Here is a 17,750-nt window from a genome sequence, read left to right on the forward strand (position 1 = left end):
AATTCTCTTTCGGTGCAGTTGCTTGCCGCCCGGACGGCTGGCGTGGGCGCACGCACTCAGCGCGGCGGCGCCATCAGTTCACGGGCGCTGAGGTAGCCGTCACCGTTGGCATCCTGGCGGGCGAAACGGGACAGGATCACCTGCCGCTGTTCTTCGCGGGTGATCGGCTTGCCGCGGCCGCCGGGCTGTTCGGCCGGCTCCAGCACGCCATCGCCATTGCGGTCCATGCGGTCGAAGGCGTACAGCATCCACTGCAGGTACTCGTCCGGGCTGACGCGGCCATCGCCATCGCTGTCCATCCGCTGCAGGTACTGGCTGGTGTCCTGTACCTGCGCCATGGCCGACAGCGCGGCCAACAGCAGGACGGGCCCGAGGAGAAAAAACGGTCGTGTCTTCATGCGGTACCCGGCGGATAGTCTTTGAGCCGTGCGGCATGCGCCGGCAATGCCGCGCTGCCGCTGGCTTGGGCCTCATGGCATCGCTGCCGCCGCTGGTGCCGGCGCCCGGCCGCAGGGTGGCTGCGCGCTTCCCGCAATGCCGACAGGCGCGCGCGATGCTCCACCGGCAACGTGAGGTACCGTTGGATCCAGTCCTGCGCCGTGCCGCGACCATGCCGCTTGATGTCCGCCCGCTGCGCGCGGGAATCCACCCCGCGGTGGGCCGGGCTGCGGTGCAGGTACAAGGTCGCCGCGAAGAGGATCCGCTGGGTGGCCACCCGCAGCAGCCCCCATCCGCCCCGTCCGGTGAGGCCGCGGCAGAGGAAGTCGATAACGGTGGGGGACATTGCGCAGCTCCGGGCCGGTCGATGGCAGATGAAACCAGTGGTTCCATGATGGCGCCTGCCGCTGCAAACTGCATCCGCCCGGGACGCCGTCCCGCGTCCAACCCGTCCGCTGCCCCGTCCTGTCCTGCATGTCCATCGCACCTGCCGCCGGCGCGGCCCCGTTGATCGAACTGGACCAGGCCTGCGTCATCCGTGGCCAGGTCCGCGTGCTGCATGAGCTGAATCTGCGCATCGAGCAGGGCCAGCACACCGCGATCCTGGGGCCGAACGGCTGCGGCAAATCCTCGTTCATCAAGCTGATCACGCGCGAGCTTTACCCGCTGGCGCGCGGCGACGGCCAGCTGCCGGTGAAGGTGATGGGCCAGTCACGCTGGCAGGTGGACCGGCTGCGCGCGCAGCTAGGCATCGTCACCGGCGATCTGTCCGGCAATCTGGCCGACATGCCCGGGCTGGGCGTGGAGGAGGCGGTCATTTCCGGCTTCTTCGCCAGCTACGTGGTACCGCCGCATCGCGACATCACCCCGGCCATGCGCGAGCGCGCCCGGCAGGCGCTGGAACTGGCCCGCGCCCTGCCACTGCTCGGCCGCGGCTATGCCGAACTGTCGGCCGGGGAAACCCGCCGCGTGCTGATCGCCCGGGCACTGGTCAACCAGCCCCACGCGCTGCTGCTGGACGAACCGTCCACCGGACTGGACCTGGTCTCGCGCCAGCACCTGGTGGAGACCATGCGCCACCTCGCCCAGCGCGGCATCACCCTGGTGCTGGTCACCCACCACATCGAGGAAGTGATTCCGGAGATCGAACGGGTGGTGCTGATGAAGGGGGGACGCATCTTCGCCGACGGCCACCGTGCGGACCTGCTGCGGCCCGGACCACTGTCGGAGGTGTTCGGCGGACGCATCGAGGTGCGCGAGGAGCATGGCCGGCTGAGCGCCTGGGCCTGCGCCGGCTGATCCCGGCGTGGCGCGAGAGTGCGATCATGCCGCCTGTTCCACCGCTCCGGTCACCGTCGCAATGTCCTTTTCCTCCCGTTTCCCACGCCTGGGCGCCGTCTTCGTCCTGGCCACCACACTGGGCGCCTGCGCCAGCACGCCCGCCCTCGTCGACACCCCCGCGCCGGCCATACCGTCGGCCACCACAGCAGACGCCGGGGCAGCGCCGCCGGTAACCGGCTATCTGCATGGTCCGGCCATCCCCGACAGTCTGGCGCTGAGCCCGCCGCCGCCCGCACCCGGCTCGGCCGCCGCCGCACTGGACACGGCTGTCGCCGCCCAGGCGCTGGCCCTGCACAGCAGCGCGCGCTTTGCGCAGGCGCAGATCGATGCCGATCTCAGTTTTCCGGCCGGCGCCAACCAGTTCAGCTGCGCGCTGGGCGTGACGGTCGATACACAGCACACCCCGGCGCTGTACCGCCTGCTTGAACGCAGCCGCATCGACGCCAGCGCCGCCACCAAGGCCGCCAAGCACCACTACCAGCGGCCGCGTCCGTTCATGGTCAACCAGCAGCCCACCTGCACCCCGGACAGCGAGGACGGCCTGCGCAAGAGCGGTTCCTATCCGTCCGGACACACCGCCATCGGCTGGGCGTGGGCGCTGATCCTCGCCGAAATCGATCCGCAGCACGCCACCGCCCTGCTCCAGCGCGGCCGCAACTACGGCCACAGCCGGCTGGTCTGCAATGTGCACTGGCACAGCGATGTGCTGCAGGGCCAGCGCCTGGGCGCGGCCACCGTGGCGCGGCTGCATGACGACCCGCAGTTCAGCGCCGATCTGGCGCTGGCACGGCGCGAACTGCACTACGCCCGCAGCCTGAAGCGGACGCCGCCGCGCGACTGTGCGGCCGAAACGGCGGCGCTGGCGACGGAGCTTTCCGAAGCCCGGTAACGCAGCTTGCAGAAGCTAAAGAGCCGCTTCTGCGGCAGCCTGACCAAGGGCCACCGGCCACCATCCGGGCCTGCGCAATGCGGCGCTGGCCCTGCCGGAGGGCCACAACACCGGGGCGGCGGTGCAGTACTTACCCGATGCCGGCGTGCCGGCGCCCACGCGCAACGTCGGCGCGCCGTTCCACGCCCCGCAGCTTCGGCGAGGTGAGCCCGGCCCACCACGGCCGCTTCCAGAAATTCACCACCGAGGGCGGCCTCATCACCCGGCGCGACATCGTCCACATCCGCCGCCGTGCGGCACAACGCCTTGCACGGCGGGCAACGAGCCGGTGGCCACATGCACGCAGGGCGGGGCATGCCGCGCCCTGCGTGTTTCACTCCTTCAACCGCAACGCTCAGAACTTGGCGGTGAACTCCACGCCGTAGGTGCGCGGTTCGTTGAGGAAGCCGGTGAGGTTGTTGAAGTCGATCGCCCCGACCACGCGGGTCTGGTTGGTCAGGTTGCGGCCGAACACCGCCACGTCGTACTGGCCGTAGGCCCAGTTGTAGCCCACCCGCAGGCCGCCCTCCAGCGAGCTGCGGCTGCGGAACTCCGGCGACTCGTACAGGAAGAAATTGACCGGGCTGCGATAGGCCCAGTCGGTGTAGGCATACAGCTCGCTGGCATCGGTGAGCGGGAAGCCGGCACGCAGGGTCAGGTTGTGGATCCACTTGGGCGCCTGCGGCAGCGGGTTGCCGTTGACCAGCGCATAGGTGCCGCCGTTGATGATCGTGGTCGGATCGGTGATCGTGCAGCCGCCGCCGCAGATCGCCACGGCCAGATCCTTGTCCTTGATCTGCGTGTCGTTGTAGCTGCTGCCCAGGGTCAGCAGCACGGTGTCGGTCAGGTAGGCCTCGAAGTCGAGCTCCGCACCCTGGCCGATGGTCCTGTCGGCATTGAGCAACGTGGCGGTGTTGTTGGCCCCTCCCACGGCGATCAGCTGCTGGCCATCGACGTGGTAACGGAACACGTTGAAGCCCAGCCGGGCACGACGGTCGAACAGGTCGGCCTTGATACCGGCTTCATAGGAGATCACCGTCTCCGAATCGGCCTGCGAGACGCCACCGAAGGCCAGCCGGCCCTGGATGGACGGCGCGCGGAAGCCCTTGGCCGCCCGCGCATAGACGTTGAGGTTGTCGTTGAGCTGGTAGACGCCACTCAGGTCCCAGCTGACATCATCCACATCGGTAGCGGCGATGTACGGGCCACTGACCGGAGTACCGAACGGCACGGCCTGCAGCACGCTGGCGGTGAAATCCTTCTTGTCCTGGGTGTAGCGCACGCCGCCACGCAGCTTGAACTTCTGGGTCACGTCGAAATCGCCGGAGGCGAACACCGCCCACGCCTTGTTGCGCTGGCTCTGCACGGCGTGGCCGGTCTGCGGATTGCCCGGGCTCAACGAGTCGTAGTTGAAGCTGTCGATGGTGACGTCTTCATCGAAATAGAACACGCCGGCCTGCCAGTCGAAACGGCCCCACTCGTTGGATTCGACGCGGAATTCCTGGGTGATCTGGCGGTGGTCGGGCAGGCCGTCCATCGATTCGGCGGCAAACGGGATGAAGCCCGGGCCGGACACCGGCAGGAAGGCGGCGCCATAGCCGCCATCGATGTCGCCACGGTTCTGCGATTTGGCCGTTTCATAGCCGCTGATCGAGTACAGCGTGAGCTTGCCCAGATCCCATTTCAGGCGGGCGCTGCCACCCCAGGTTTCCAGCTCGGAATAGTTCACGCCATCGAGCGCGACCTTGTCACGGTCGAAATCCTCGACCAGCGCGTTGCTGCCCGGCTGGAGGATGTTGGCGCGGAACAGGCGCGCGGTGCCGTTGAGCTTGCGCTTGTGCAGGTTGAACAGGCCTTCGAAGGCATCCCCCTCGTAGAGGAACTGCACGCGGGCGGCCGCTTCGTCATAGCCCTCGAAGCCGTCGCTGGGCGCGTTGGCCAGGGTGTTGTCGACGTAGTCGTCGCGCCGCTGGTACAGCGCCGACACCCGCGCCGACCAGCGATCGGTCAACGGGCCGCCGTAGGCGCCCTGCGTGTTCCAGGTGTTGTAGCTGCCGTAGCCGACCTTGAGGTAGCCATCGGCGTCCTGCGCCGGACGGGCCGAATCGAACTTGACCACGCCGGCCGGGGTGTTGCGGCCGAACAGCGTGCCCTGCGGGCCGCGCAGCACTTCCACGCCGGCCAGATCGAACAGCGGGAAACCCTTCAGCAGCGGGTTTTCCTGCACCACATCGTCATACACCAGCGACACCGGCTGCGAGGCGTTGAGATCGAAATCGGTGTTGCCCAGGCCGCGGATATAGAACCGCGGGAACGCACGACCATAGGACGACTCGATGTTCAGGCTGGGCACGCGCGCGGACAGGAAGCGGATGTCATCGCCGGCCGAGCCGAGCACATCGAGCTTCTCGCCCTGGATGGCGGTGATCGAGACCGGCACGTCCTTGGCGTTTTCCACACGACGCTGCGCGGTGACCTGCAGCGTATCGAGGGCGACGGCCTCCTTGGCCGGGGGGACGTCCTGGGCGGCGGCGGTCAACGGCAGCACGGCCAGCACAGCGACAAACAGCGGATGCGCAACCGGCAGTCGGCCGCGGACGGTACGGGTCGGAGTCATGGCGGAGAAGGACCTGTTGGAGGAATGGGAACTGCGCCTGGCACGGGATTGTTGCAGCGCGGAATTCATGCCGCAAATCCCCGGCATTCAGCCGCATGACCTCTGTCAGCGGCGTGAAAGGCCGGCTATGCCTAGACTTGGCTCCTTCATCCCTTACCAGGCAAAGCGCCATGACCCAGTGGTATTTCCATGTTCCCGGCCAGGCCGACCGCATCGGCCCGCTCGACGAGACCGCCGCGCGCCAGTTCGCGCAGGGCAATCACCAGGCGCTGGCCTGGCGCGAAGGCATGCAGGGCTGGCTGGCCGTGGGCCAGTTACCCGAGTTGGGCGGCCAGGCCGCGCCGCCGCCGATGCCGCCGCCGCTGGGGGGCAGCCGCCCGCGCGCCGACGACATCGACTTCCGCATCGTCGGCCATGAGATGCAGTTCGTCGAAATCGAGCTGGATCCGGGCGAAAGCGCGATCGCCGAAGCCGGCGCGCTGATGTTCAAGGATGCGGCGGTGCAGATGGACACCGTGTTCGGCGACGGCCGCCACGAGGGTCAGGGCGGCGGCTTCATGGACAAGCTGATGAGCGCCGGCAAGCGCGTGATCACCGGCGAAAGCCTGTTCGCCACGCTCTACACCCACACCGGCCAGGGCAAGGCCAAGGTGGCCTTTGCCGCGCCCTATCCCGGCACCGTGCTGCCGATGAAGCTGGACGAACACGGCGGCAAGCTGATCTGCCAGAAGGACAGCTTCCTGGCCGGTGCGCGCGGCGTGCAGGTCGGTGTGCACTTCCAGCGCAAAGTGATGACCGGCCTGTTCGGCGGCGAGGGTTTCATCATGCAGAAGCTCGAAGGCGATGGCTGGGTGTTCGTGCATGCCGGCGGCTGCGTGGTCGAACGCGAACTGGCTGCCGGCGAGCGACTGGATGTGGATACCGGCTGCGTGGTCGCCTATCACGCCAGCGTGGACATGGACGTGCGCCGCGTGGCCGGCATCAAAAGCATGGTCTTCGGCGGCGAGGGCGTGTTCCTGGCCACCCTCACCGGACCGGGCAAGGTGTGGCTGCAGTCGCTGCCGTTCTCGCGTCTGGCCGGTCGCATGTTCGCCGCCGCGCCGCAGGGCGGTGGCCAGAGCCGCGGCGAAGGCTCGGTGCTGGGCGGCCTGGGGCGGCTGCTGGACGGCGACAACCGGTTCTAAACGGGGAGCACGGGGGCCGGCGTCGGCAAGGCGCGAAGCGCTATGCTGGCGCCCTTTCCGACGCCCCCTGTTAATCATGAAAGCGCGCACTTCCCGCCTGCTGCTGTTCCTTTCCCTGCTTGGCCTGCTGGCCGCCTGCGGCGGTGAGAACGTCAAACCCGCCGCACCGGCGGTGGCCGCGCCGGTGACCCCGGTCAAGCCGGTGAAGATCGGCGTGGCGCTGGGCGGCGGCGCGGCCAAGGGTTTTGCCCATATCGGCGTGATCAAGATGCTCGAGGCCAACGGCTTCGAGCCGGTGGTGGTGTCCGGCACCAGCGCCGGCAGCGTGGTCGGCGCGCTCTATGCCAGCGGCATGAACGCGTTCCAGATGCAGCAGAAGGCGGTGGCGCTGGATGAAGCCAGCATCCGCGACATCCGCCTGTTCTCCGGTGGCCTGGTGCAGGGCCAGAAGCTGCAGGACTACGTCAACACCCAGGTCGGCAACAAGCCGGCCGAGCAGCTGAAGAAACCGTTCGCCGCGGTCGCCACCCAGCTGGAGACCGGCGACCGCGCGGTGTTCGTGCGCGGCAATGTCGGCCAGGCGGTGCGCGCCTCCAGCTCGATTCCCGGCGTGTTCGAGCCGGTCAGCATCGGCGGCAAGACCTTCGTCGATGGCGGCGTGGTCAGCCCGGTGCCGGTGGACGCGGCACGCCAGCTCGGTGCCGAGTTCGTGATCGCGGTGGATATCTCCAGCCGCGCCACCGGCCAGCGGCCGAGCGGCCTGCTCGGCGCGGTCGGCCAGTCGATCACCATCATGGGCCAGCGGCTGGGCGAGCAGGAACTGGCACGCGCCGACGTGATCATCCGCCCGCAGGTGCTGGATATCGGTGCGGCCGATTTCGAGCAGCGCGGCCGCGCCATTCTGGAAGGCGAGAAGGCCGCCATGGCGGCGATGCCGCAGATCCGCGCCGGCGTTGCCCGCCTGCAGCAGGCGCGTGTCGCCAGCGCACGCAGCGCCGATGCCCGCGCCGCGGCGCTGCAGGCCGAGGCCGTGCAGCGCTGCCAGGACAGCCGCTCGCGTATCGACAAACTGCGCGGCAAGGAAAAGGACTGCGGCGCGCAGGCGCGCTGAGTCCAACCGCCGGCGGGGCGATCATGTGCGTCCCGGATACCGCCGCTCAGCCCCGTCCCAGCTGTGACAGTGGCAGCGCGCGGAATTCCTTCACCGCGCGCAGCACGAAGCTGGAATTGACGTCGGCCACACCGGCGGCATTGAGCAGCTTGTCCAGCAGGAACGCGGAGAAGTGGTCCAGATCGCGCACGTAGACGTGCAGCAGGTAGTCCATGTCGCCGGTCAGCGCGTGGCAGGCCACCACTTCATCCCACAGCAGCACCGCCTCGACGAAGTGGTCGATCGCCTCCTTTCCATGTTTGGACAGCTGCACCCGTACGAAGGCCTGCAGTCCCAGCCCGATCGCGCGCGGCTCCAGGCGGGCGCCGTAGCCGCCGATCACCCCTTCGCTTTCCAGCCGCTGGATCCGGCGCAGACACGCCGACGGTGAAAGGTTCACCAGGGCCGCCAGCTCGGCGTTGGTGGCGCGGCCCTGCTGCTGGATTTCGGCCAACAGCCGAAGATCCGTTCGGTCAAACATGACTGGACCCATCTTTGTTGCTCCGCAACATTGGATACGCGCAACAATATTGCGTCACAAAGCCGCAGCGTCGCAACTTTGCACACCTGTTGCGCGGCCTCGTCCCTACCATCGATGGATTCCCTCGTTACCCGGAACCACCGTCATGGAAGCCACCCCGCGCCGCGTCGAACACCAGCAGACCGACAAGGGTTACGTGCCGGTCTATACCACCGCGGTGGTGGAGCAACCCTGGGACGGCTACAGCGCCGATGACCACGCCACCTGGAGCACCTTGTACCAGCGCCAGCGCGAGCTGCTGGTCGGCCGTGCCTGCCAGGAATTCCTTGATGCCCAGGACGCGATGGGCATGAGCGCGCACATGATTCCGCGTTTCGACCAGCTCAACGAAGTGCTGGGTGCGGCCACCGGCTGGACCCTGGTCGGGGTCGAAGGCCTGCTGCCGGAGCTGGATTTCTTCGACCATCTGGCGCACCGCCGCTTTCCGGTGACCTGGTGGATCCGCCGCCCGGACCAGATCGACTACATCGCCGAACCCGACCTGTTCCACGACCTGTTCGGCCATGTGCCGCTGCTGATGAACCCGGTGTTCGCCGACTACATGGCCGCCTATGGCCGTGGCGGCGTCAAGGCGCATGCGATCGGCCCGGACGCACTGCAGAACCTGACCCGGCTGTACTGGTACACCGTGGAATTCGGCCTGATCAATACCGCCGATGGCCTGCGCATCTACGGCGCCGGCATCGTCTCGTCGAAGGGCGAATCGCTGTACTCGCTGGAATCCGCCGCGCCCAACCGGATTGGCTTCGACCTGGAGCGGATCATGCGCACCCGCTACCGCATCGACACCTTCCAGAAAACCTACTTCGTAATCGACAGCTTCGAGCAGCTGATGGCGGCGACCGGACCGGACTTCACCCCCATCTACGCGCGTCTGGCCGATAGCGCGCACCTGCCGGCCGGCCAGGTGCACGAGGGCGATATCGTGTTCCAGCGCGGCAGTGGCGAGGGCTGGGCCGAGGGCGGCGACGTCTGAGACGACTTGCCCTTCGCGCCGCAAGGGAGCCGCCGCCCCGGGCGGCTGTTCCGTCTCAAGCCGAGCGATGCACGCCGCCGGCAGAGCTCACCCCGCGGCGTGGCGCACCTCCACCGTCACGTGCACGATTTCCTCGTGGATGGACAGCGCGCGGTGGAACACCTCTGACTCCACGCCCGGCGCGGTGACCACCTCCATCGCGCAGGCGAAACGGCCACGGCCGACCTGCCAGACATGCAGATCGGCCAGCCGCGCCGGCACCGCGCCCTGCTCCACCGCCTCGCGGATCTCGGCCACCACCGGCGCGTCCATTTCCGCATCCAGCAGCACCCGGCCGGTCTGGCGGATCAGGCCAACGGCCCACACCGACACGAGTACCGCGCCGACGATGCCCATCAGCGGGTCCAGCCATGAAGCGCCGAAGTACAGGCCGCCCAGCAGCGCGATGATCGCCAGCACCGAGGTGGCCGCATCGGCCAGCACGTGCAGGTAGGCCGAACGCTGGTTGAGGTCATGGTGATGGCCGTGGTGGTGGCCATGATCGTGGTGATCGCCATGGGCGTGGTCATGACCGTGATGGTGCTGGTCGCGCAGCCACCAGGCGCACAGCAGGTTCACCGCCAGCCCCACCACGGCGATGGCGATGGCCTGCGGGTAGTGGATGGGGCTGGGCTTGAACACGCGCGCGATCGACTCGAACGCCATCAACCCGGCCACGCCCAGCAGCAGGATCGCACTGGTGTAGCCGGCCAGGATCTCGATCTTCCAGGTGCCGAAGGCGAAGCGCGGATCGTCGCGGTAGCGCCGCGCGCAGGCATAGGCGAACGCGGCCAGGCCCAGCGCCAGCGCGTGCGAGCTCATGTGCCAGCCGTCGGCCAGCACCGCCATCGAGTTGAACCACCAGCCGCCGGCGATCTCCACCCCCATCATCAGCACGGTCAGGATCATGGCGCGACGGGTGTTCTTTTCGGCCATCGGATTGCCTTCGCTGAAGGCATGCCGGTGGCGGCGGGCGGCGGCAAGGGCGTCCAGGGACATGACGGCGGCTTCGGAAAAAAGTGGCGCGCATCATATACCCCCCATGGGTATATGATGCGCGCATGGCCCATATCCAGCGCGAAAGGAAGAAACTGCTCACCCGGGTGCGCCGCATCGCCGGCCAGGTGGCGGCGCTGGAACAGGCGCTGGAGACCGGCGACGACTGCGATGCGGTGCTGGTACAGATCGCCGCGGCCAAGGGCGCCATGCACGGGCTGATGCTGGAGGTGATGGCCGGCCACCTCAGCGACCATCTGGTGGCCGAACCGGATCAGGTCCGGCGCGAAGCCGAGGCCGCGGTGCTGCTGGACCTGCTCAAGCGCCATGCCCGCTGAATGCGGGCTTTCGCGCGGCCGGTGCCGCCGCTGAACCGGGCCGGTCCGGCGGTACGGGGCCGGCCATGTAAAATGCCCCGTTTTTAGTCAGGAACCATGGCGAAAGCTTCCCAACGGGCGTCCCTACAAGGCCCGGCGTTCATTCGCCTGCTGGCGCGCTTCGCGGACGCGGAGCTTTCCCGTGCGCCGCCGGCCCTGTCCGAGCGGCTGAACCAGTGGTTCGACTGGAACCGGGCGATCACGCTTTCCAGGGCCCTGGAGGGCCGGCTTCCGGCGGCGCTTGACGGGCCTGGTTTCGACAGCCACGAAGACGCCGAGTACGCGCGGCTGCGGGCCACGCTGCTGGACACGATCCACGCCGGGCTGCCGGCGACACCGGCCCGACGCATCGGCGCGGCCGAAATCCAGACCCATGGAGCCTACGCGCCCTACCACCAGCACTACCTGGGCGTGCAGCGCTCGATGCAGATCACCACGGGCACCCTGCGTGGACGCCTGCGCGACATGCTCGCGCTGCAATCGCCCGCCAAGGCGCGGCTGGCCGAAGTGGACGCGGTGATGGAGGCCACCCTGAGCCCGCGCGAGCACAGCCTGCTGTCGCGCGTGCCCGCCCTGCTGGGTATGCATTTCTCCCGCCTGCACGATGCCTGGCGGCACGACCTGGCGGCCCCTGCTTGCCCCGATATATCCGAAGATGCCGCAGCGGTGCCGTGCGGCCCCTGGCTGGCCGTGTTCGAACAGGACCTGCGCACTGCGCTGCTGGCCGAACTGGATGTCCGTTTCCACCCCATTGAAGGCCTGCTTGCAGCGCTTCGTAGCCGGTAAACCGAACCTCATGTCCAAGACCTTGCTCCGTGTCGCCGTGTTTGTTGTCGGTCTGCTCGCCATCTGCTGGATCGGCGCGGGCTATGTCACCAGCAATCTGCTGGGACTGGGGATCACCGCGGTGATCGCCGCCTGCTATCTCGCCGGCGCACTGGAGCTGCGCCGCTACCGGCAGGCCACACTTACCCTGGAGCAGGCCCTTGCCGATGTCGCGCCGGCACAGTCCGACCTCGGCGCCTGGCTGGCACGCCTGCATCCGGGCCTGCGCAACGCGGTACGGCTGCGCGTGGAAGGCGAACGCGTGCCGCTGCCGGCACCGGCGCTGACCCCGTATCTGGTCGGTCTGCTGGTGTTGCTGGGCATGCTGGGCACGCTGCTGGGCATGATGGCGACCCTGCGCGGTACCGGCCTGGCGCTGGAAAGCGCGACCGATCTGGAAGCCATCCGTGGCTCGCTCGGGGCGCCGGTCAAGGGTCTGGCGTTCGCCTTCGGCACCTCCATTGCCGGTGTCGCCGGTTCGGCCATGCTCGGCCTGCTGTCAGCACTGTGCCGGCGCGAACGCGTGGACGCGGTGCAGCGCCTGGACCTGCAACTGGCCACCACCCTGCGCCCGTACTCGCACGCCCACCAGCGCGAAGAAGCCTTCCGCCTGCTGCAGCAGCAGACCGGCTTGATGCCGGCCCTGGTCGATCGCCTGCAGTCGATGATGGCCACGCTGGAACAGCACAACCTCAGCGCCGCCGAACGCCTGGCCAGCAGCCAGCAGGAGTTCCACCGTCGCACCGAAGCCAGCCATCTGCAACTGGCCAGCTCGCTGCAGCAGTCCCTCACCGCCGGCATGGCCGAGAGCGCCAGGACCGTGGGCAACGCGCTGCAGCCGGTGGTGGAAACCACGCTGGCCGGGCTCGCCCGCGAAACCGCGGCGATGCAGGCCAGCGTCAGCCACGCCGTGCAGCAGCAGCTCGATGGTCTGGCCGGCAATCTGCAGGCCACCACCCGCGCGGCCGCCGAGACCTGGAATGCGGCCACACAGCAGCAACGGCAGACCAATGATGCGTTGCTGCAGCACCTGCGCGACAGCCTGCAGCAGTTCACCCAGACCTTCGGGCAACGCTCCGACGATCTGCTGGCCAGCGTGTCGTCGCACCTGCAGCAGAGCAGCCAGGCCACCACGCGGGCCTGGAGCGAAGCGCTGTCGCATCAGCAGGACATCAACGAGCAGCTGGCCACGCGCAACGAGCAGGCCCTGACCCAGGTGGCACAGAGTTTCGAACAGCGCGCCAGCGCGCTGCTGGAAGTGATGCAGCACTCGCATGCCGAACTGCAGGCCACGCTGGAAGCGCGCGATCAGCAGCGCCTGACACAGTGGGCCGACAGCTTCGCTGCGATGACCGCCACGCTCGACCAGCAGTGGCAGCACAGTGGCGAGCAGATCGCCAACCGTCAGCAGGCCATCTGCGACACCCTGGTAAAGACGGCCGGCGACGTTTCCGCCCAGCTGCAGGGCAACGCGACCGATACCCTGGCCGAGCTCTCGCGCCACGCGCAGCAGCTCACCACCGCGGCGGAACGTTTCGATACGCGCACCGGCACCGTGCTGGACGCGATGCAGCAATCGCATGGCCAGCTGCAGGCCACGCTGGAAGCGCGCGATACGCAGCGTCTGGCGCAATGGTCCGAGGCCCTGTCGGCCATCACCACGACGCTGAGCCGGAGCTGGCAGCAAAGCAGTGACCATGTCGCCAGCCGCCAACAGGAGATCTGCGACACGCTGGCGCGGACCGCCAATGCGATGTCCGAGCAGTCACAGGCACATGCCCGCGACACCATTGCCGAGATTTCGCGCCTGGTGCAGAGCGCCTCCGAAGCCCCGCGCGCGGCCGCCGAAGTGGTGGCCGAGCTGCGCCAGAAACTGTCCGACAGCATGGTGCGCGATACCGCCATGCTGGAGGAACGCAGCCGCCTGCTGGCCACGCTGGAAACGCTGCTCGATGCGGTCAACCATGCCTCCACCGAACAGCGCTCCGCGGTGGAGGCGCTGGTCAGCACCTCGGCCGATCTGCTCGAACGCGTCGGCAGCCGTTTCTCCTCCCAGATCGAAAGCCAGACCGGCAAGCTCGACCATGCCGCCGCACACGTCACCAGCAGCGCGATGGAAGTGGCAAGCCTGGGCGAAGCCTTCGGCACCGCGGTACAGCTGTTCGGCAGCTCCACCGAAGCGTTGAACGCGCGCCTGCAGGGGATCGAATCGGCGCTGGAGAAATCGCTCACCCGCAGTGACGAGCAGCTCGCCTACTACGTCGCCCAGGCGCGCGAGGTGATCGACCTGAGCATGCTCTCGCAGAAGCAGATCATCGGTGAGCTGCAGCAGCTGACCGGACAGCGCGCCGCGGTCGGGGCATAAACCGGATGAGCGACGAGATCGAGCTCGATTCCGAATCCACCGCCACCACCTGGGCCGCCTTCGGTGACCTGATGTCGGTGCTGCTCGGTGCGTTCGTGCTGATCCTGGCCGGTGTGATCGGCATCCAGTTGCAGCTGTCCCGCCAGCTGGATGAGGAGGTCAAGCAGCGCCAGGTCGAAGCGGCCAAACTCAAGACGCTGGAGCAGGCTCTGGCCGCCCCCCTGGCGGCCGGCCGGGTGACCGTGATCAACGGCCGCATCGGCATCAGCGGCAGCGTGCTGTTCGCGTTGAACTCCGACCAGTTGCAGCCTGACGGCCGCGCGCTGCTGCAGAGCCTGGCTGCGCCGCTGCGCGACTATCTGGGCACGCGCGAGGAGGTGCTGATGGTCAGCGGTTTTACCGACGATCAGCCGGTGCGGGTGAGCAACGGCCGTTTTGCCGACAACTGGGAACTGTCCGCCGCACGCGCCCTGACCGTGACGCGCACCCTGATCGCCGACGGGGTGCCGTCGGCGTCGGTGTTCGCCGCCGCATTCGGCGCCGAACAACCGGTCAGCTCCAACGCCGATGAAGCCGGGCGGGCCAGGAACCGGCGCGTGGAGATCGCGCCGATTCCGCGCCCCAAGGTGGACAGCACCGGTAATGGCCGATAAACCGACCTCACCGTGGCTGCAGCTGCAGGCGTGGCGCGAACAGGGCGCCGACCGCATCGATCCGCTGCGCTTCAGCCTCATCGACGGCCTGGCACGGCGCGCGGCAGCGCACGACGGCCAGGTCACCCAGCTGCTGCACGCGCGGCTGGCGCAGCTGGTCGCCGACTATGCCCGCGTCGTGGCGGCCTCGCCACCGGCCACGGCCACGGCGGCGGTGAGCCCTCCCACGCCGCTGCGTGCGCTGCTTGCGCATATCGGTGGTGCGGCGCAACCGGCGCTGTCGGCCTGGCCACCCCCTCCTACAGCGGCGGCACCGGCGGGCGCCACCCCCGCCACCGCGGCGGCCACCACGGCGCGGGAACCGCTCGCGGTGCTGGACGAGTTCCAGCAGCTGTGGGGTCGCATCCGTATCGACAGCCTGCTGCGGCAGTCGCAGGAGGCGATCTCCGAAGACGCCGGTCCGCTGCACTCGAGCGTGCTGCTGCACCGCGCGATGACGCTGATGCGCGATATCTCGCCCGAGTACCTGCAGCACTTTCTGGCCTACAGCGATGCGCTGTCGTGGCTGGAGCAGCTGCATACCGCTGGCGGCGCCCAAGGCGCGGAGCCGGCCCGTACCGGCACCGCCCGCAAGGCCGTGCGCCGTTCCGCTCCGCGTCGCCGCAAGGCGTCTGCGGCGGCGGAACAGATCCCGGACGCAGCGCCGGAGTGACGTCCGCTGGGAGGCCTGCGGCAACCGGCAGACAGACGGCGCGGTGTCCCGCGCCGTTGTCCTGGTGCCTCGGGCAATGACCGGGGATCAGGCCGCGGTATCGACCAGCACCAGCTCGGCATCTTCCAGCGCGCGCACCACGATCGTGTCCACGCCGCTGATCGCGGCGCCGTCGCGGGCCTCGATCAGCACGCCGTCGACTTCGACCTTGCCGGTGCTCGGCACCAGGTAGCCGTGACGGCTGGCATCGCTGAAACGGTATTCGGTGCTCTCCCCGGCCTTGAGCGTGGCGCCGGACACCCGCGCGTTGGCCCGGATCGGCAGCGCCTCGTCATCGCCGGGCAGGCCGCTGGCCAGCGCCACGAAACGGCCGGAACGCTCACCGCGCGGGAACGGCTTCGCGCCCCAGGCCGGGGTACCGCCGCGCTGCTCCGGGAAGATCCAGATCTGGAAGATGCGGGTGATGCCCGGCTCCTGGTTGTACTCGGCGTGGCGGATGCCGCTGCCGGCACTCATCACCTGCACATCGCCGGCCACGGTGCGGCCGCGGTTGCCCTGGTCGTCCTGGTGGCTGATCGCGCCTTCGCGCACGTAGGTGATGATCTCCATGTCCGCATGCGGATGCGGCGGGAAGCCGGCGCCGGCGGCGATGGTGTCGTCGTTCCACACCCGCAATGCGCCCCAGTGCATGCGCGCCGGATCGTGGTAACCGGCAAAGGAAAAATGGTGCTTGGCATCAAGCCAGCCGTGATTGGCTCCCCCAAGGCTGGCGAACGGGCGACGTTCAATCATGGCGTGCTCCTGTGGAACGATGGATGTGAGGGGAGCAGTCTAGGGCGCGGTGCGTCCGGCAAAAACGCGCCCGGCGGCAAAGGATCATTTCCCTTTGCGAGATGATGTGCCGGACCGGCGGGACGCCTCACCGGCGCCGGTAGTGCCGCCCGGCCCTGCCCGCTCTGGGATCCGTCCGCATGCGCCCGGCCCATGATCGCGACGAAACCTTGCTGCGCGAAGCCGCCGCCACTCGGCAGCGCGGCAGCGACACCGTCGGTGGCCGGCGGTTCCCGACCGACCGGCGCCTGCACGTCATCGCGCACCGGTTCAATGGACAAACCGGGAAAACCGGGATTCCGCTGGCGGATATCCTCCGGCGGCGACGGTGCTGGACCCGGCTGTTCAATGTGGTTCCGCTTCTGCCTCATTCGCTGGCAGTGGAAACCGGCGACGGTGCTGGGCACTGTTTTGTGCCTCAGGGCCGCAAACCCTGGGCCCGGGCGATCCAGGGCACTGCTGCAACGGCAGGCAGTTTGAACGGTGCGGCCACCAGCGCGAGGTGGTCACGCAAGCGTGGTGTTGCCGGCGCCGTCTGAGCGCTGCGCCGGTCTCAGCGCGGCGCGATCGCCGGATAGGCCAGCAGCAGCACCAGATCCGCCTCGCCGTGCTGCTGCAGTGCATGCGTGCTGCCGGCGCGGGTCAGCAGCGCGTGACCCGCGCCGACGTCATAGTGCGTGCCATCGAGCACATAGCGGCCACGGCCGCTGACGATGTAGTAGATCTCGTCCTTGTGCTGCGGATGCAGGCCGATGCCGGCGCCTTTGTGCAGCACCCGCTTGCGCAGCACGAACGGCAGATCGGCCACGTCGGCAAAAAACGAATAGGCGGTGGTCGGACCGACGCCGCCGTGCGGACCGGGTTGTTCGCGGGCGATGTCCTGTTCACGGATCACCTGTGAGCCGTGCGGGTTCGTCACCTCGATCTTCGGTACTGCTGCAGGCGAGGACAAAGCCAGGGCGGTTGCAGCGCTGCGGGGCGCTGTCGTTGTCGTTGTCGTTGTCGGCGACGAGGTGACCGCACCGCAATCGATATCGCGCCTCAGCATGGCCTTCATCTCCGGCTGCAGCTCCACCCAGCCCCGCATCACCAGACAGGCCACCGCGGTGGCACCGGCCGCGCTGAAATGGGTGCCATCGGCCTTGCCCTGTTCGGGCACGAACATGAAGTACGGCTGCGCGCCCTGCTCGCCCAGCGCGCGGATCCAGGCCATCGAGCTGGCATTGAGATCGATCAGCGGCACATTCTGCTCGCGCGCCAACCGCTGCATTGACCGGGTATAAAGCCCATGGGTGTCCAGCAGCGCGCCGAAGTCGTACAGCAGCCGCGCGACCGGGGTTATCAGCACCGGCGTGGCGCCCTTGGCACGCGCGGTTGCCACATAGCGCGACAGCAACGCCGGGTAGTCGGTATCCGGATCGGTGTACCGCGTGGGGTCCTCGAACTTGGCGTCGTTGTGGCCGAACTGGATCAGCAGCACGTCACCGGGCCGCAGTTCCTTTTCAATGGCCTGCAGGCGCCCTTCATTGAGGAAACTGCGCGTGCTGCGCCCGCCGATGGCATGGTTGCGTACCTGCCACTGCCCCGGGTCCAGCCAGCTCTGCAGCATCTGCCCCCAGCCGGCCTGCGGCGCGCGCTCCGGGCCATACGTGGCGGCGGTGGAATCGGCGGCGATAAAGACCCGCTGCGCGGGAGGGGCGGCGCTGGCGAGGCCGGCCAGCGACAGCAGCGCAAGCAGCAAGGGGACGTGGCGTTTCATCGGCATGGGCTCCGGCGG

General features: G+C 68.4%; 18 protein-coding genes. 11 read left to right on the plus strand and 7 right to left on the minus strand.

From position 1 onward, the window contains the following. Positions 1-56: 56 nt before the first annotated feature. Positions 57-398, minus strand: coding sequence for an EF-hand domain-containing protein (locus ACVOMH_RS10960; RefSeq protein WP_054660197.1), 342 nt, complete (start codon positions 396-398; stop codon positions 57-59). Next, a complete protein-coding gene (locus ACVOMH_RS10965; RefSeq protein ID WP_481551975.1) occupies positions 395-784 on the minus strand; it encodes a hypothetical protein in 390 nt (129 codons plus the stop codon). Before ACVOMH_RS10965 ends, ACVOMH_RS10960 begins: the two co-directional genes overlap by 4 nt. A gap of 128 nt (positions 785-912) precedes the next feature. Between ACVOMH_RS10965 and ACVOMH_RS10970 the strand changes: the two genes are divergently transcribed. Both ACVOMH_RS10970 and ACVOMH_RS10975 read left to right on the plus strand, forming a co-directional pair. Further along, positions 913-1,737, plus strand: a complete 825-nt coding sequence (locus ACVOMH_RS10970) for an ABC transporter ATP-binding protein (RefSeq protein ID WP_481551976.1) — start codon at positions 913-915, stop codon at positions 1,735-1,737. Positions 1,738-1,798: 61 nt separating this feature from the next. Beyond that, on the plus strand, positions 1,799-2,668 hold the full coding sequence (locus tag ACVOMH_RS10975; protein WP_481551977.1) for an acid phosphatase: 870 nt from the start codon (positions 1,799-1,801) through the stop codon (positions 2,666-2,668). Positions 2,669-3,062: 394 nt separating this feature from the next. Here ACVOMH_RS10975 and ACVOMH_RS10980 read toward each other — a convergent pair whose 3' ends face one another. Continuing rightward, a complete protein-coding gene (locus ACVOMH_RS10980; protein ID WP_481551978.1) occupies positions 3,063-5,324 on the minus strand; it encodes a TonB-dependent receptor in 2,262 nt (753 codons plus the stop codon). 170 nt (positions 5,325-5,494) lie between these two features. On the opposite strand from ACVOMH_RS10980, the gene ACVOMH_RS10985 reads away from it, so the two are divergent. Continuing rightward, positions 5,495-6,508, plus strand: a complete 1,014-nt coding sequence (locus tag ACVOMH_RS10985; RefSeq protein ID WP_057505707.1) for a TIGR00266 family protein — start codon at positions 5,495-5,497, stop codon at positions 6,506-6,508. Positions 6,509-6,584: 76 nt separating this feature from the next. Beyond that, positions 6,585-7,619 carry a patatin-like phospholipase family protein gene (locus ACVOMH_RS10990; protein WP_057505708.1) on the plus strand — a complete coding sequence of 345 codons (1,035 nt, stop codon included), beginning with the start codon at positions 6,585-6,587 and terminating at the stop codon, positions 7,617-7,619. A gap of 46 nt (positions 7,620-7,665) precedes the next feature. Here ACVOMH_RS10990 and ACVOMH_RS10995 read toward each other — a convergent pair whose 3' ends face one another. Then, the gene (locus ACVOMH_RS10995; RefSeq protein ID WP_054660213.1) at positions 7,666-8,151 is read right to left on the minus strand and encodes an Lrp/AsnC family transcriptional regulator; all 486 of its coding nucleotides are present in this window, start codon (positions 8,149-8,151) and stop codon (positions 7,666-7,668) included. Between the two features lie 133 nt (positions 8,152-8,284). Here ACVOMH_RS10995 and phhA point away from each other — a divergent pair, with 133 nt between their 5' ends. Beyond that, positions 8,285-9,175: a phenylalanine 4-monooxygenase gene (phhA, locus tag ACVOMH_RS11000; protein WP_481551979.1), complete on the plus strand. Its 891-nt coding sequence runs from the start codon at positions 8,285-8,287 to the stop codon at positions 9,173-9,175. Between the two features lie 87 nt (positions 9,176-9,262). On the opposite strand, the gene dmeF is transcribed toward phhA, so the two are convergent. Beyond that, on the minus strand, positions 9,263-10,213 hold the full coding sequence (gene dmeF, locus ACVOMH_RS11005; RefSeq protein ID WP_054660217.1) for a CDF family Co(II)/Ni(II) efflux transporter DmeF: 951 nt from the start codon (positions 10,211-10,213) through the stop codon (positions 9,263-9,265). 62 nt (positions 10,214-10,275) lie between these two features. Here dmeF and ACVOMH_RS11010 point away from each other — a divergent pair, with 62 nt between their 5' ends. The 5 genes from ACVOMH_RS11010 (at position 10,276) to ACVOMH_RS11030 (ending at position 15,142) form a co-directional block, all read left to right on the plus strand. After that, entirely contained in the window at positions 10,276-10,548 is a 273-nt protein-coding gene (locus ACVOMH_RS11010) for a metal/formaldehyde-sensitive transcriptional repressor (protein WP_481551980.1), read from the plus strand. Positions 10,549-10,644: 96 nt separating this feature from the next. Beyond that, positions 10,645-11,373 carry a DUF3348 domain-containing protein gene (locus tag ACVOMH_RS11015; RefSeq protein ID WP_481551981.1) on the plus strand — a complete coding sequence of 243 codons (729 nt, stop codon included), beginning with the start codon at positions 10,645-10,647 and terminating at the stop codon, positions 11,371-11,373. A 10-nt stretch (positions 11,374-11,383) separates the two neighbouring features. Further along, positions 11,384-13,777 carry a DUF802 domain-containing protein gene (locus ACVOMH_RS11020; RefSeq protein WP_481551982.1) on the plus strand — a complete coding sequence of 798 codons (2,394 nt, stop codon included), beginning with the start codon at positions 11,384-11,386 and terminating at the stop codon, positions 13,775-13,777. Between the two features lie 5 nt (positions 13,778-13,782). Then, on the plus strand, positions 13,783-14,430 hold the full coding sequence (locus tag ACVOMH_RS11025) for an OmpA family protein (protein ID WP_054659976.1): 648 nt from the start codon (positions 13,783-13,785) through the stop codon (positions 14,428-14,430). Beyond that, positions 14,420-15,142 (plus strand): DUF2894 domain-containing protein, encoded by a 723-nt coding sequence (locus ACVOMH_RS11030; RefSeq protein WP_481551983.1) that lies wholly within the window; start codon positions 14,420-14,422, stop codon positions 15,140-15,142. The genes ACVOMH_RS11025 and ACVOMH_RS11030 overlap by 11 nt, the downstream gene beginning before the upstream one ends. A gap of 87 nt (positions 15,143-15,229) precedes the next feature. On the opposite strand, the gene ACVOMH_RS11035 is transcribed toward ACVOMH_RS11030, so the two are convergent. Further along, positions 15,230-15,934, minus strand: a complete 705-nt coding sequence (locus ACVOMH_RS11035) for a pirin family protein (protein ID WP_481551984.1) — start codon at positions 15,932-15,934, stop codon at positions 15,230-15,232. A gap of 179 nt (positions 15,935-16,113) precedes the next feature. Between ACVOMH_RS11035 and ACVOMH_RS11040 the strand changes: the two genes are divergently transcribed. Continuing rightward, entirely contained in the window at positions 16,114-16,512 is a 399-nt protein-coding gene (locus ACVOMH_RS11040) for a hypothetical protein (protein ID WP_481551985.1), read from the plus strand. A gap of 14 nt (positions 16,513-16,526) precedes the next feature. Here the strand turns inward: ACVOMH_RS11040 and ACVOMH_RS11045 are convergent, their stop codons facing one another. Next, complete coding sequence (locus ACVOMH_RS11045; protein ID WP_481551986.1) at positions 16,527-17,738, minus strand: GDSL-type esterase/lipase family protein; 1,212 nt, start codon at positions 17,736-17,738, stop codon at positions 16,527-16,529. Between the last annotated feature and the right edge of the window lie 12 nt (positions 17,739-17,750).

The organism is Stenotrophomonas sp. STEN013 (genome assembly GCF_056760355.1).